The following is a 12,923-nucleotide window of genomic DNA, read 5'->3' as shown; positions in this document are numbered from 1 at the left end:
TGGCGACGCGCGGCATCACGCGAGCGTACCGCGCTGGCGCGATGCGGCGCACGCGCAGGCCGCGTGGCGCAGCCATTGGGTCAGGCGTTCTCCACACCGCGCGGGGCGCATGCGTCGCTTCGATGCGCTGAGGTCGCCGCGTGCCGTCCTCCGTCCCGCACCGCACGCCAGAACGCAGAACGGCCGCCCGAAGGCGGCCGTCGTCTGCGTCTCGACTGCGCGGCTCAGCGCGTCGGCGGTGCCTGCACCGTGGCCGGATCGGCCTCGGGCGCGTCGGGCGCCTCGGGGGCGGCCGGCGGGGTCGGCGGCGCGGGCGCCGGCCTGGCGTCGGCGATCAGCGTTTCGACCGAGCCGGTCGTGATCGGGTGATAGCCCGGACGGGCGCGCGCGAAGATCTCCTTCGCCAGCACCAGGCCCGGCTCGGTCTGCACCAGCGCGGTGTAGATCGGCATGATCAGCTTGCGACGGCCGACGCGCTCGGTGAACGCGGCCAGTGCCTCGTTGGCCTGCGTGTAGCCGCTGCGGATGGCGAGCGGATACCAGCGCATCGCGATCTCGCCGTTGTCGGTGCCGGTGAACGCATAGGCGCCATCCAGCTGGGCCAGCTGCTCGACCGTCAGCGTCTCGGGCAGGCTTTCGAGGAAGTGCAGCCATTCCTGGGTCGACCACGCATCGGTGATCTGCGCCGGCGGCAACTGCGCGCTGCCGAGCCAGGCCAGGCGCGCGGAATCGACGATGCCGAAATTACGCGACAGCACCTGCGGCGCAGACGACGGGATACCCGGCGCGTAGATCCATTCCTGGATCTCGGCGTCGGTGACCGTGTCGGGCGCCTTGTCGAACAGGTGTTCCTTCGCGTAGGCGAGGAACTGCTCGGTGGTGATGCTCTGGAACGCGAAATGGTCGAAGTAGCCGCGCAGGAAGGCGTCGAACGTCTGCCGCCCGAAGCGCTGCTCGAGGAACTGCAGGAACCAGGCGCCCTTGTCGTAGGTGACCGCGCTCAGCGCGCCATCGGCGTCGAGCTCGGTGCCCGGCTTCACCGCCAATGCCTGGGTCGCTTCCGGCATCGCGCTGATCGAGCCCGCCAGCGCATTGCGCGCGATGACGAACTCCATGTCGCTGACTTCCTTGCCGTACAGCGACTCGACGATGCGGTTCTCGACGTAGCTGGTGAAGCCTTCGTTGAGCCAGCCGTGCTTGGCGCTGGAGAAGGTCACCAGGTTGCCGGACCAGCTGTGCGCGAGCTCGTGTGCGATCAGCGAGACCAGCGACTTGTCGCCGACGATGACGGTCGGAGTGATGAACGACAGGCGCGGATTCTCCATGCCGCCGTACGGGAAAGACGGCGGCAGGATCAGCAGGTCGTAGCGCTCCCAGCGGTAGGGGCCGTACAGCGCTTCGGTGGTTTCGATCATCTTCTCGGTGTCGGCGAACTCCGCCACCGCGCGATCGATCATCGCCGGCTCGGCCCAGACGCCGGCGCGGCCGGAGATTTCCTTGAACACCAGGTCGCCGGCGGCGATCGCCATCAGGTACGACGGGATCTTCTGCGGCATCGAGAACGTGTAGTCGCCGTCGCGCGGCGCGTCGGGCGCGTTGTCGGCGCTCATCAGCACCATGACGTCGGGACGCGAGGTCACGTGTGCGGTGTAGGTGTAGCGGATCGCCGGGGTGTCCTGCAGCGGCACCCACGAACGCGCGTGGATCTGCTGGGACTGGCTGAACATGAAGGGCAGCGCCTTGCCTTCGGTCATCTCCGGCGTCAGCCACTGCAGGCCGGACGCGTCGGGCGAGGTCACATAGGTGACGCGGACCTTGGCATTGCGCTCGGGGGTCTCGATGGTCAGCTTGCTGCCGAGCGTCGGATCGGCCTCGGCCAGTGTGTACTGCAGTGGCTGCCACGCGCCGCCCGCCTCGCCTTCGACCCTGGAGATCGTCAGGTCGCGGGTGTCGAGCACCAGCTGGGTGGCGCTGTCGTCCTGCCATTGCAGGGTGTAGGTCGCGGTGCCGGCGATGGTCTTCGCGTCGAAGTCCAGCGCGATGTCCAGCGCGAGATCCTCGGTGACGACCTTGGCCGGCTCGGCATAGGAGTGTTCGTCGCGGTCGCCGGCGGCGGCGGGGGCCGCGCCGGAACCGGAGGACGCGGCGTCGGGGGTCGCGGCGGTGTCGGGCTTGCAGCCGGTGACGGCCAGCGCCGACAGCAGCAGCAGCGAGGCCAGCTGGGGGAAACGGGTCAGGGGAATTCGGATCACGGACCATACTCGGGGCGGAAACCGCGGGCAGTTTACCGTGTCGCTCCTGAGTCCCCGGGGCGGCACGGAGGACGCGCCACGCGAGGCGAGCCGCATGGAGGCGATCGTCAGGGCACGCGATCGGCCCGCGGAGAGCTGGTCAGCGTCCGCGGGACCCGGTTTCCCGTCGTTCGAGACGCAGGTTGCGGCTGCGCGGCCGCGGCATCAATGGCGCCATGTCGCCGGATTCCCGCGTGCGTGGGGACGACGATGTCTCCTGGCGCGCTCCGGGCTGGCGGGTCCGATCGCTCAGTGCGTCTGCCCGGCTCGTTCACGGGCGCTGCCGGCCTGCGCTGCACGCGTCCCGCCGCGGAATGCAGCGGCCGCGTGACGTGCGCGGACGCGTCAGGCCTTGTAGCCGTCGTGGATGGCGACGATGCCGCCGCTGAGGTTGCGGTAACGACAGCGCGCGAAGCCGGCGTCTTCCATCATCGCCTTGAGTTCGTCCTGCGGCGGATGCTTGCGGATCGACTCGGCAAGGTACTGGTAGCTGTCGCTGTCGCGGGCGAACAGCTTGCCCAGCCGCGGCAGGATCTGGAAGGAGTGGAAGTCGTACACGGGCTTGAACCAGTCCGCCTTCACTTCCGAGAACTCCAGCACGCGCGCCTGGCCGCCGACCTTCAGCACGCGCAGCATCTCGCGCAGGCCCGCGGCCTTGTCGGTCACGTTGCGCAGACCGAAGGCGATCGTCACCAGGTCGAAGCTCGCGTCCGGGAACGGCAGCGTCTCGGCATTGCACTGCACGTACTCGAAGCCGCGGACCTGGCCGCGGTTGGTCATGCGGTCGCGGCCGACGCGCAGCATCGCGGCATTGATGTCGCCGAGCACCAGTTCGCCGGAATCGCCGACCCGGTACTTCAGCAGCGCCGCGATGTCGCCGGTGCCGCCGGCCAGGTCGAGCACACGGTCGCCCTTCTTGACCTGCGCGGTCGCGACGAAATAGCGCTTCCACACCCGGTGGATGCCCATGCTCATCAGGTCGTTCATCAGGTCGTAGTTGCCTGCGACCGAGCTTGTCCCCGGTGGGGACGTCGCGGAAACCGAAATGGGTGGTGCCGGGCTTGCTGGAGTCGTCGTTCATCCGGCGATTATCCCTCATCCGCCGGCGTCCGCCCGTGTATGCCGGCTCGACCCCGCGGGCCGCTGCGGTCAGACTCGTCAGCCATTTGCCGACGATGTCCCCGATGATCGCCACGCCCGACTACCGCGCCCTGCTCGACACCGCCATTGCCGAAGCCCGCCAGGGCCTGGCCGAGGGCGGCATCCCGATCGGCGCGGCGCTGTACCACCAGGACGGACGCCTGCTCGGCTGCGGCCACAACCGGCGCGTACAGGAAAGCGATCCGTCGATCCACGGCGAAACCGATGCCTTCCGCAAGGCCGGGCGTCAGCGCAGCTACCGCGACACGATCATGGTCACGACGCTCGCGCCGTGCTGGTACTGCAGCGGCCTCGTGCGCCAGTTCGGCATCGGCACCGTGGTCGTCGGCGAATCGCAGACCTTCCAGGGCGGGATCGACTGGCTGCGCGAAGCCGGCATCGAGGTGATCGACCTGCAGAGCCAGGAATGCATGGACCTGCTCGGCGGTTTCATCGCCGCGCATCCGGACGTCTGGAACGAGGACATCGGCGAGGACTGAGCCGCGCCCGCCCGCCTGCGCTAGACTGCGCGCCCACGCGTCAGCCGCCCTGCCCTTCGATGACGACCACGCCACCATAGCCGCCGCTTCCGCGCCGCCCACCGGGCGTCGCCGCGCTATGCCATGCACCGTCATCCCGCCGGACACCGTCGCGTGTCCGGCCCCGCCAGGGCGTTTCCATGCATTCCAAGATTCCGCTGCGCCGGCAATGGTTCGGCAATATCCGCGGCGACGTGCTCGCCGGACTCGTCGTCGCGCTCGCACTCATTCCCGAGGCGATCGCGTTCTCGATCATCGCCGGCGTCGACCCGCGCGTCGGTCTCTACGCATCGTTCTCGATGGCCGTGGTCACCGCGATCTTCGGCGGCCGGCCCGCGATGATTTCCGCCGCGACCGGCGCGATGGCGCTGGTGATGGTCACGCTGGTGCGCGACCACGGCCTGCAGTACCTGCTGGTCGCGACCCTGCTCGCGGGCGCGTTCCAGATCCTCGCCGGCGTACTCAAGCTCGCATCGCTGATGCGCTTCGTGTCGCGCTCGGTGATCACCGGCTTCGTCAACGCGCTGGCGATCCTGATCTTCGCCGCGCAGCTGCCGGAACTGATCGGCATGCCGTGGACGGTGTACGCGCTGTGCGCGGCGGCGCTGACGATCATCTACGGCCTGCCCCGCATCACGCGCGCGGTGCCGTCGCCGCTGGTCGCGATCGTCGCGATGACCGTACTCGTCGCCGCAATGGGCATCGACGTGCGCACGGTGTCCGACATGGGCGCGCTGCCCGACAGCCTGCCGGTGTTCCTGCTGCCGGACGTGCCGTGGACGCTGGAGACGCTGCGCATCGTGTTGCCGGTGTCGGTGACGCTCGCGGTCGTCGGCCTGCTCGAATCGCTGCTGACCGCGCGCATCGTCGACGACATGACCGACACGCCCAGCGACAAGCACCGCGAATGCGTGGGCCAGGGCGCGGCCAACATCGCCACCGGTTTCCTCGGCGGCATGGCGGGCTGCGCGATGATCGGCCAGTCGGTGATCAACGTGAAATCCGGTGGCCGCGGACGGCTGTCGTCGATGGTCGCCGGCACCGTGCTGCTGGCGCTGGTGGTGTTCGCCGGGCCGTGGGTCGGCATGATTCCGATGGCCGCGCTGGTCGCGGTGATGATCATGGTCTCGATCGGCACCTTCAGCTGGCAGTCGCTACTGGACCTGCGCCGGCATCCGCCCGGATCGAGCGTGGTGATGCTCAGCACCGTCGTCGTCACCGTGGCGACGCACGATCTCGCCAAGGGCGTGCTGACCGGCGTGCTGCTGTCGGCGCTGTTCTTCGCCCGGCGCGTCGGCCGGCTGCTCGATGTCGAGGACGTGCTCGACGCCGATGGCACACGTCGCTACACCGTGCGCGGCCAGGTGTTCTTCGCGTCGGCCAACGCATTCGGCGATGCCTTCGATCTGCTGGAACCGGTCCCGCGTGTGGTGATCGATCTGACACACGCGCACTTCTGGGATCTCAGCGCGATCGGCGCCCTCGACACCGTGGTGATGAAACTGCGCGCGCGTGGTGTGGACGTCGAGGTGCTCGGTCTCAATGCCGCGAGCGCGACACTGGTCGAGCGGCTCGGCGTGCACGACAAGCCGGAGGCGCGCCTCTCCGCAGGACATTGACGCGGACGACCCCGGCCGGGGTCGCATTGTCCGCCCGGCGGTGCGCGCCGCACGCACGCAGACACGCGCGTGCGCGGTACGCCCGTGGGTCGCCGGACCGTGAAATCGGCGGCCGCCGAGCCGAACGCTGCATGCCGCCGCGCGGCTTGTCCTGATCCTGGCAGCGGCACAGACTGGCCACATGTCGAGTCCGCCGCCCTCCACGCCGCCTCCCGCGGTTCCGGACCGGTCGGCCTTGCGCCCGGATCGCTACGCGCCGCGCGACTGGGCGCCGCACGAGCGGCCGATGATGCCAGGCTCGCCATCGACGCCGCTGCACTCCACGCGGCGGCGCATCGCGTTCGGCCTCGTCGGCTTCATCGTCGCGATCACCGGCGGCCTCGGCAATGCGCTGGTGACCGCGAATCTGGTCAATCTGCAGGGCGCGCTCGGCGCGTACGCATCGGAGATCGCGTGGCTGCCGGCGGCCTATGTGATGACCAACGTGTCGATGAACATCCTGCTGGTGAAGTTCCGCCAGCAGTTCGGCCTGCGGCTGTTCACCGAGGCGTTCCTGATTCTCTATGCGCTGATCACGCTGGCGCATCTGTTCGTCAACGATCTGGGCTCGGCGATCGCGGTGCGCGCCGGCCACGGCATCGCCGGCGCGGCGCTCAACACGCTGGGCCTGTACTACATGCTGCAGGCGTTTCCGCAGAAGCATCGCCTGCGCGGCCTGGTGATCGGCCTCGGCATCGGGCAGCTTGCGCTGCCGCTGGCGCGCGTGTTTTCGACCGATCTGCTCGAGTTCGGCGAGTGGCGCGGGCTGTACATGTTCGAACTCGGCCTCGCGCTGGTCGCACTCGGCGGCGTGCTGCTGCTGAAATTGCCGCCCGGTGACCGGCACAAGGCCTTCGAGCCGCTGGACTTCGTGACGTTCGGCCTGTTCGCGCCCGGCATCGCGCTGCTGACCGCGGTGCTCGCGCAGGGTCGTCTCGCATGGTGGACGGAGACCGCATGGCTGGGGTGGGCCCTGGCGGCATCGATGGTGCTGGTGACGGCGGCGATCGCGATCGAACACGTCCGCGCGCGGCCATTGCTCAACACGCGCTGGCTCGCGACCGGGCCGATGCTGCGCCTGGCGCTGGCGATCGTGCTGATCCGCATCGTGCTGTCGGAACAGGCGACCGGCGCGGTTGGCTTCCTGCAGGCGCTCGGCCTCGGCAACGAGCAGATGCGCACGCTGTTCGTGATCGTGCTGGTCGGCAGCGTGGCCGGTCTGGCGACGAGCGCGCTGACGATCGATCCGGCGAAGACCTGGCAACCGGTACTGATCTCGCTGGCGCTGATGATGACCGGTGCGCTGATGGACGCGCAGGCCAGCAACGTCACCCGGCCCGAACAGATGTATGTGAGCCAGTTCCTGCTCGCGTTCGGCAGCACGTTCTTCCTCGGGCCGATGCTGATCGCCGGCATCGGTCCGGTGATCAGCCAGCCGCGCAACCTGATCAGCTTCGTCGTGCTGTTCGGCATGACCCAGAACCTCGGTGGCCTGCTCGGTTCCGCGTTGCTGGGCACGTTCCAGACGATGCGCGAGAAGTTCCATTCCAGTGTGCTGACCGAACATCTGACCCTGCTCGATCCGCTGGTCTCCGCGCGCGTGCAGGCCACCGCGAACGGCTACGCCGCGACGATCGCGGATCCCGCGCAGCGCAACGCGCTCGCGGTGCGCGCGCTCGGCAGCGCAGCCACGCGCGAGGCCAATGTGCTGGCCTACAACGATGTCTTCCTGCTGATCGCCTTCATCGCGTTCTGCACGCTGGTGTGGATCATCGCGTCGCGGGTCTGGGCGCGTCTGCGCGCCGCGCCGGCAACGCCCGCATCGCCGCCGTCTTCTGCCGCCCCGGATTCCGCATGAGCGCAACCGCCCCGACACCCCCACCCGAACAGCCGGCCGCACCATCGCGTCGCCGACGCGTGCTGCAGATCGCCGCGTTCGCCGCGATCGCACTGGCCGGCGTGCTGCTGGTGCTCTACGCCTGGCGCCTGCCACCGTTCGGCAGCAGCGTGCAGAGCACCGAGAACGCGACCGTGCGCGGCCGCGTGACGCTGATCGCCCCGCAGGTCTCGGGCTACGTCACCGAGGTCGCGGTGCAGGATTTCGAGCCGGTGACGCGCGGCCAGCTGCTGGTGACGATCGACGACCGCATCTACCGGCAGCGCTACGAACAGGCGCAGGCCAATCTGCGCGTGCAGCAGGCCGCGCTGGCGAACGCCACGCAGTCGCGACGCAGCGCCGAAGCCGGCATCGCCCGCAGCGCCGCCGACATCGCGGCGACGCGGGCGCAGTCGGATGTCGCCGCGATCGATCTTCGCCGTATCGAAGCACTCGCTGCCCAACGGCTGATCTCCGAGCACGACCGCGATCTCGCCCGTGCCAGCAGCGCGCAGGCGCGCGCATCGGCCGCACAGGCGCGCGCCTCGCTCGATATCTCCGAGCAGGATGCGCGCAGCGTCGACGTCAACCGCGACAGTCTGGAAGCCGCGGTGGCCAGCGCCGAAGCCGCGGTGGCGCTGGCGAAGATCGATCTCGACAACACGCGCATCACGTCGCCCGACGACGGCCTGCTCGGCCAGGTCACCGTGCGCCAGGGCGCGCTGGTCAACGCCGGCACGCAGCTGATGGCAGTGGTGCCGGCGGACGTCTGGGTGCTGGCGAACATGAAGGAAACGCAGATGGTCGACATGCGCGTCGGCCAGCCGGCGAGCTTCACCGTCGACGCCCTCGGCGGCGCGCGGCTGACCGGCCGCGTCGAACGCATTTCACCCGCGACCGGTTCGGAGTTCAGCGTGCTGCCCGCGGACAACGCGACCGGCAACTTCGTCAAGATCGCGCAACGCATTCCGGTACGGATCGCGGTGGATCGCGACCAGCCGCTGGCGGCGCGGTTGCGGCCGGGCATGTCGGTGGAGGTCAGTGTGGATACGGGAGCGGGGGAGCGCGCGGCCGACTCGCGGCCTTCGCGCGCGCCCTGAATCCGGGCCCGCCGCGCCTCCGGCGATCGGCGGCAACCGCGGCCTCTCTGACTGGCCATGCGTCGAAAGGCTGCAGGGCGCGCGTCAGTCGCGTCGGTCCAGGAACTCCAGCGCCGCCTCCAGCACCGGCTTCGCCCACTCCGGCGTCGCCGCCAGCGCGTCGACGTCGCTGGCATCCGGCACCACCAGCGCGCCGTCGATCATCTCCAGCAGCAGCACCGGATCCGGCACCGCGTTCCCGCGCGCGACGTCGACGCTGTTGTCGTAGACCTGTAGCTGCGCGAGCACCGGCATCAGCGCGATGAGGTTCTCGCGTGCCCGTGTCCAGCGCGCGCGGATATTCGCTTCCGGAATGTCATGGCCACCGACCGCAACGCGCGCCTGCACGCGCGCGATGTGCTGCTCGGCGGAGGCTAGGCCGCAGAACCACATCAGCACGTCGTGCGTCCGCGCGGCCCCGGCGATGCGCGCTGGCACGGTGTTGCCGCCGAGCGTGGTCTCGAACGCATGGCTGTGCCCGTTCGCGAGTGCGACGTCGAGCCGGCGCATGCCTTCCTGCCAAGCCTCCGCATTCGCCTCGGGCATCGTGCAGGCGGTCGCGGCAGCGAGCTCGCGCGCGAAGATGTCGGGGTTGAACCACGCCAGGCCGGCGCGTTCGAGCAGATGGCCGCCGACCGAACTCTTGCCGGCGCCGTTGACGCCGGCCAGCACGTAGAGGACCGGACGTGCCACGCTCAGCAGGTCGCGCCGGCCTTGACCTTGCCGCGCAACCGCGCGGGGCCACGCATCGCGCTGCGCAGGCGCACCGCGGCGTCGTCGGCCTGCAGCGCGGACAGCCGGTCGTCGAAGCGCGCGCGCAGGGTGTCGAGCGCCGAGCGCTGGGCCGCGCCGGCCGCGTCGAGCGCCTGCAGGATCGCGGCGTACTCGTCGGCCGACAGGATCACCGCCTCGGGCGTGTTGTGGTGGGTCACGACGACCTTGCCGTCGCGGGCGACGGTCTTCATGACCCCGCGCCAGCCGAGCTTCTTGACGTCCGACGCCGGCGTGCGCGTCAGCGCGTCGAGGGCATCGAGTTTCAGGGACATCGTCATCGCGTCCACTCCTGCGGCAGGGTCGGGCCAATATACCCCAAATGGCCTTTCTGGCCCCTCACGCCAGTGCCGGGGCCGGCGTCCGCCTCAGCGGCGGGCGAAGCGCAGCACCAGCCACAGCGCGAGTGCCAGCAGGTTCACGCCCAACGCGACCGTCGACGGCCCGGCCAGGGCCAGCCGGAACGCCTCCGACGGCACCGACCAGTCCACGCCGACGACCACGCTGCGACCGAAGCGGAACTGCAGCGGCACCGTCGCGCCGACATGCCAGGCATAGCTCAGCCACGGGCTCGCGACGAGCGGGATCTGCAGGGCCAGCGCGATCCGCGACAGCCGCTCGCCGAGCGCGTCGCCTTCCAGCAGCAGCACGCCGGCGATCAGCGCGAACGTCGACAGCAGCAAGCCGAACACCAGCATCAGCAGTGCCGCGCCGCCCGGCACGCCGCCGGCGAGACGCACCAGCGCGCTGGCCAGGCCGTAGAAGCCACCGGCGATCTGCAGGATGGCGACGAGTCGGAACAACAGGGACATGAGCGGCACACCGGACAGGGTGCGCGATTGTGGCAACGTCGCCCGGCGGGCTCAAGGCATGCCGGCAGGCGCCGCCACGCGCCACAGGACCGGCCAGTCGTCGGCGGTCAGGCCACCGCAGCGGGTCATCTCGGCGTAGTGCGCGAGCTGGAACGCCCGGCCGTCGAACCGCCAGTGCGCGCTGATGCCGCAGTCGCCGATGCCACGGCCCTTCGCGAACTGGCCGAGCGTGCCGGTCGCGGGATCGAAGTCGGGGCTGACCAGCAGATCGAGATCGGCCAGCGGCTCGCTGTCGTCGGACAGGTGCGGCACCGGCCACGTCAGGCGGCGCACCTCACGGCCGTCGCGCGCCACGCGGAACACCAGGCTCGATGCCTGGTAGGCGCCGCTGAAGCAGGTCACGAACACCAGCGCGTCGCGCGCATCGAGCGCGACCGCGGCGTCCTGGCGCGCGACATCGAAGTCGCCGCCCGCCGGATTGCAGTCCTGCGCCTGCAAGGCAGCCGCCTGGGACGCGCGCACGCCACGCGTGAGCCGCGCGGCGGCCGCATCGGACAGCGCGGGCGGCGGTGTCGCGACGCGCGCGAGCACCGGCAGCGCCGGCGCGTCCGGCACGGCGGCGCCATCGCGCTCGCCGCGTCGTGCCCAGGCGCCGGGCGTGTCGAGCCGTTGCTGGTGTGCGTCGATGTAGAGCAGCGCCGCGGTGAGGCCCGACAGGGACACGCGCCGCTCGCCGCTGCGCAACTGCGCGCCGTCGCGGACCTGCTCGATGAAACGCGCGATCGCCGTGGGATCGTCGAGCCGCAAGCCGGCGGATTCGCCCGCGTCGCGCTGCCACGGCAACGCGGCGAGCGCAGGCGCGGCGGCATCGTCGAGCTGCAGACCGGAAGCCTCGATCCCGTCCCACGGCGCGCGCAGCCGCAGCATCTGCGCGCCGTCCGCCCCCGCGTCCCGGGTCAGCGACAGCACCAGGCCCGACGCACTGTCGCTGACCGCGATCGCCGCGCACCGCCGGGCGTTGTCGCAGGCGACGACGACATCGCGGAACGTGCGATACACCGGCGCCGCGGGCGTGCCGGCGGGCGCGGCCTGCACGCCCGGTGCGTCGCGCGATACGGCCGCGTCGGTGCCCGGTGTCGCCGCGGGCGTCGCGACGGCCCCGGGCGGGGTCGCATCGCGCGGGGCGCAGGCGCTTGTCGACGCCAGCAGGCCCAGCACCACCAGCACCTTGCATGCAGCGTTCGACATTGCAGGTCGTCCACACACGATCGGGCCCGCCATGATGCGGGCCCGATGTGCCACCGCGATGAACGCGGACGCGATCAGAGGATGTAGCGGCTCAGGTCCTGGTCTTCGACCAGTTCGCCCAGATGGCGGTCGACGTAGTCGCGGTCGATGACCACAGGCTCGTTGCGGTCGGGCGCCTCGAAGCTCAGCGAATCGAGCAGGCGTTCGAGCACCGTGTGCAGGCGACGCGCGCCGATGTTCTCCTGGCGCTCGTTGACGTGCGCGGCGATCTCGGCGAGGCGGTCGACGGCATCGTCGGCGAAGGTCAGGCCCACGCCTTCGGTCTTCAGCTGCGGACGAAATCGTCCTTGGTCAGCGCGGTCAGTTCGACCCGGATCGGGAAGCGGCCCTGCATCTCGGGTATCAGGTCGCTGGGCTTGGCGAGGTGGAACGCGCCCGAGGCGATAAAGAGGATGTGGTCGGTCTTGACCGAGCCGTACTTGGTGCTGACCGTGCTGCCTTCGACCAGGGGCAGCAGGTCGCGCTGCACGCCTTCGCGGCTGACATCGCCGCCGCCGACGTTCTCACCGCGCTTGGCGACCTTGTCGATCTCGTCGATGAAGACGATACCGTGCTGCTCGCAGGCCTCGATCGCGGCCTCGCGCACCTCGTCCTCGTTGACCAGCTTGCCGGCCTCGTCCTCGATCAGCTGCGGACGCGCGGCCTGGATCGTCAGTTTGCGCTTGTGGGTCTTGCCGCCGCCGAGGTTGGCGAACATCTGCCGCAGCTGCTGGCCCATCTCCTCCATGCCCGGCGGCGTCATGATGTCGACGCCCTGCCCGGCCGCGAGCTCCAGCTCGATCTCGCGCGCATCGAGTTCGCCCGCGCGCAGCTGGCGACGCAACTTGCGGCGCGTTTCCGACTCCTGGCTCGACGGCTCGGCGCCGATGTCCACCGTCGCCTGCGGGCCGAACCCGAAGGTCGGCGGCGGCGCCTCGCGTTTGGGCAGCAGCGCATCGAGGATGCGGTCCTCGGCGCGCTCTTCGGCCTGCGTGCGCACGCGCACCTTGGCCTGTTCGCGATACAGCTTGACCGCGGTGTCGGCGAGGTCGCGGATGATCTGCTCGACGTCCTTGCCGACGTAGCCGACCTCGGTGAAGCGCGTCGCTTCGACCTTGACGAACGGCGCGTTGGCGAGCGTCGCCAGCCGCCGCGCGATCTCGGTCTTGCCGACGCCGGTCGGGCCGATCATCAGGATGTTCTTCGGCATCACCTCGTTGCGCAGCTCGGCCGGCAGCTGCGCGCGGCGCCAGCGGTTGCGCAGCGCGATCGCGACGGCGCGCTTGGCGGCCTGCTGGCCGACGATGTGGCGGTCGAGTTCCTGCACGATCTCGCGCGGGGTCATGGTGCTGCTGGAGGTATCGGGCTTGCTTGGCATAAGGGACTTCTCGCTTGCTTCGTTCTCCCGCG

At 70.2% G+C, this 12,923-nt stretch carries 9 protein-coding genes and 2 pseudogenes; 4 read left to right on the top strand and 7 right to left on the bottom strand.

The window, feature by feature from the left end; all coding sequences use genetic code 11:
* Window positions 1–224 precede the first annotated feature (224 nt).
* Both CJ022_RS14995 and ubiE read right to left on the bottom strand, forming a co-directional pair.
* Complete coding sequence (locus CJ022_RS14995; RefSeq protein WP_101927410.1) at window positions 225–2,348, bottom strand: M1 family metallopeptidase; 2,124 nt, start codon at window positions 2,346–2,348, stop codon at window positions 225–227.
* 288 nt (window positions 2,349–2,636) lie between these two features.
* Window positions 2,637–3,372: pseudogene (gene ubiE, locus CJ022_RS14990) on the bottom strand (bifunctional demethylmenaquinone methyltransferase/2-methoxy-6-polyprenyl-1,4-benzoquinol methylase UbiE).
* A 103-nt stretch (window positions 3,373–3,475) separates the two neighbouring features.
* Between ubiE and CJ022_RS14985 the strand changes: the two are divergent.
* The 4 genes from CJ022_RS14985 (at window position 3,476) to CJ022_RS14970 (ending at window position 8,604) form a co-directional block, all read left to right on the top strand.
* Complete coding sequence (locus tag CJ022_RS14985; protein WP_101927409.1) at window positions 3,476–3,931, top strand: nucleoside deaminase; 456 nt, start codon at window positions 3,476–3,478, stop codon at window positions 3,929–3,931.
* 179 nt (window positions 3,932–4,110) lie between these two features.
* Window positions 4,111–5,589 carry a SulP family inorganic anion transporter gene (locus CJ022_RS14980; protein ID WP_101927408.1) on the top strand — a complete coding sequence of 493 codons (1,479 nt, stop codon included), beginning with the start codon at window positions 4,111–4,113 and terminating at the stop codon, window positions 5,587–5,589.
* Window positions 5,590–5,875: 286 nt separating this feature from the next.
* Window positions 5,876–7,486 carry an MFS transporter gene (locus CJ022_RS14975; RefSeq protein ID WP_233198824.1) on the top strand — a complete coding sequence of 537 codons (1,611 nt, stop codon included), beginning with the start codon at window positions 5,876–5,878 and terminating at the stop codon, window positions 7,484–7,486.
* The gene (locus tag CJ022_RS14970) at window positions 7,483–8,604 is read left to right on the top strand and encodes an HlyD family secretion protein (protein ID WP_101927586.1); all 1,122 of its coding nucleotides are present in this window, start codon (window positions 7,483–7,485) and stop codon (window positions 8,602–8,604) included. Before CJ022_RS14975 ends, CJ022_RS14970 begins: the two co-directional genes overlap by 4 nt.
* Before the next feature lie 84 nt (window positions 8,605–8,688).
* Here the strand turns inward: CJ022_RS14970 and CJ022_RS14965 are convergent, their stop codons facing one another.
* From CJ022_RS14965 to hslU, 5 genes and pseudogenes are all read right to left on the bottom strand, one after another.
* A complete protein-coding gene (locus CJ022_RS14965) occupies window positions 8,689–9,336 on the bottom strand; it encodes an AAA family ATPase (RefSeq protein ID WP_199171566.1) in 648 nt (215 codons plus the stop codon).
* Window positions 9,337–9,338: 2 nt separating this feature from the next.
* A complete protein-coding gene (locus CJ022_RS14960; protein WP_143704005.1) occupies window positions 9,339–9,695 on the bottom strand; it encodes a type II toxin-antitoxin system prevent-host-death family antitoxin in 357 nt (118 codons plus the stop codon).
* 87 nt (window positions 9,696–9,782) lie between these two features.
* A complete protein-coding gene (locus CJ022_RS14955; protein ID WP_101927405.1) occupies window positions 9,783–10,226 on the bottom strand; it encodes a hypothetical protein in 444 nt (147 codons plus the stop codon).
* Between the two features lie 51 nt (window positions 10,227–10,277).
* Complete coding sequence (locus tag CJ022_RS14950; protein WP_158238437.1) at window positions 10,278–11,474, bottom strand: DUF1176 domain-containing protein; 1,197 nt, start codon at window positions 11,472–11,474, stop codon at window positions 10,278–10,280.
* Window positions 11,475–11,548: 74 nt separating this feature from the next.
* Window positions 11,549–12,891, bottom strand: a pseudogene (gene hslU, locus CJ022_RS14945) (ATP-dependent protease ATPase subunit HslU).
* Window positions 12,892–12,923 lie beyond the last annotated feature (32 nt).

It is taken from the genome of Luteimonas rhizosphaerae, assembly GCF_002849595.1.
GTDB classification, from domain to species: Bacteria; Pseudomonadota; Gammaproteobacteria; order Xanthomonadales; family Xanthomonadaceae; genus Luteimonas; species Luteimonas cellulosilyticus.
Note: the sequence above shows the minus strand (reverse complement) of the source record. Positions and strands in the feature narration are given on the sequence as shown.

Coding starts and splice junctions, on each gene's coding strand:
- CJ022_RS14995 (WP_101927410.1), bottom strand. CDS start 2,348: ATGCGGCTCGCCTCGCGTGGCGCGTCCTCCGTGCCGCCCCGGGGACTC.
- CJ022_RS14955 (WP_101927405.1), bottom strand. CDS start 10,226: ATGTCCCTGTTGTTCCGACTCGTCGCCATCCTGCAGATCGCCGGTGGC.
- CJ022_RS14975 (WP_233198824.1), top strand. CDS start 5,876: ATGATGCCAGGCTCGCCATCGACGCCGCTGCACTCCACGCGGCGGCGC.
- CJ022_RS14950 (WP_158238437.1), bottom strand. CDS start 11,474: ATGTCGAACGCTGCATGCAAGGTGCTGGTGGTGCTGGGCCTGCTGGCG.
- CJ022_RS14985 (WP_101927409.1), top strand. CDS start 3,476: ATGATCGCCACGCCCGACTACCGCGCCCTGCTCGACACCGCCATTGCC.
- CJ022_RS14970 (WP_101927586.1), top strand. CDS start 7,483: ATGAGCGCAACCGCCCCGACACCCCCACCCGAACAGCCGGCCGCACCA.
- CJ022_RS14960 (WP_143704005.1), bottom strand. CDS start 9,695: ATGACGATGTCCCTGAAACTCGATGCCCTCGACGCGCTGACGCGCACG.
- CJ022_RS14980 (WP_101927408.1), top strand. CDS start 4,111: ATGCATTCCAAGATTCCGCTGCGCCGGCAATGGTTCGGCAATATCCGC.